The following is a 1,250-nucleotide window of genomic DNA, read 5'->3' as shown; positions in this document are numbered from 1 at the left end:
GAGATACCATCTTAAAAAAGCTAAATCAAGTGCTAATTAGCTCAACTCTTGCTTGGTAAGGTTGCTGATGTTTAACCACGCCGAAACAAATATGCACAAGCTTACGCATCGCCGCACAGACAGCCTGCATTTTGCACTTACCGTTAGCAAGCAGTCGCTCATACTGCGCCTTAATGTCGGGATTATGCTTAATGGCGACTAGCGCCGGCATATACAATTTAGCTCTTACGGCACTTGAGCCATTCTTTGCTAAGCGAGACTTGCCCTTAAATAGCCCTGATTCACTATGCTTGGGAACTAGGCCTAAAAAGGCTGCCATTTGCGACGCTTGACTAAACTGCTTATTATGCATCAGCGACATCATCTGCTTTGAGACAACAGGGCCGACGCCTTTAATAGTTTGTAGCAGATATTGGTCTTGCTTTAAATTGGGATGACCATCGATATGGTCATCAATATCACCATTGAGCTTAACAATGGCGGCTTGCAAAGAGACTATCATCTGCTCAATAGACGCTTTAACGATAGGAGCGGTGTCTGTGGCCTCCGTTTTTTCCAATCGATTCAGCTCACGTTGTAAGTCTTCTTGTAGCGCGTCTAAGCGCGACAGTAAAGACTTGAGGTGACGCGCCTCTGCTGGCGGCGGTGTCCACAATTTAGGCTTAGCACTATAGGTGTAGCGGGCTAATAACATACTATCTTTCTTATCCGTCTTGTTGCGACTTCCTAAACTAGCAGCATAGCTTTTGACGTAAGCAGGATTGATGATGCTGACGTTAAGACCTTTATCAAATAGGTAGTAGGCGATGTTCTCGTGATAGACTCCTGTGGCCTCGACCGTGATGTGAATATTACTTAAGTCATCAGTAATGTTAGCAATTAGCCAGTTGATAAGAGCAGCATAGTCACTGTGATCATTTTTAAAGACTTTAGTTTTGAATTTTAGTTTGTCAGTGTCTTTGAGACATGCAATATCTAGCTTATTTTTACTAACGTCTATGCCTATATAATGTGTCATCTTATTGTCTTCCCTTGTTTATGCAGTGTCACTCATGGCATCTGATAAGATGTCGAGGCACTTGGATACCATTCAGAATATTAAGATGATAGGATGAGCATTGGGCATAATCTCTTACACAGTGTCTAGGCACTAAGGTTATACTCATACTCTCAATGCTCATGAATAACTGCTTTATTTTATCAACTTTCATCGATAGTATTAAGCGGTTATTCAAGATACAAGGTTATAC

The 1,250-nt window shown here is 41.9% G+C and carries 1 protein-coding gene; it reads right to left on the bottom strand.

From position 1 onward, the window contains the following. Window positions 1-25: 25 nt before the first annotated feature. Complete coding sequence (locus AS194_RS01880) at window positions 26-1,018, bottom strand: IS110 family transposase (RefSeq protein WP_058023792.1); 993 nt, start codon at window positions 1,016-1,018, stop codon at window positions 26-28. Window positions 1,019-1,250 lie beyond the last annotated feature (232 nt).

Origin of the sequence: Psychrobacter piscatorii (assembly GCF_001444505.1) — a bacterium.
Classification (GTDB): domain Bacteria; phylum Pseudomonadota; class Gammaproteobacteria; order Pseudomonadales; family Moraxellaceae; genus Psychrobacter; species Psychrobacter piscatorii_B.
The sequence above is the reverse complement of the archived record's forward strand: the minus strand, read 5'-3'. Positions and strand labels throughout refer to the sequence as shown.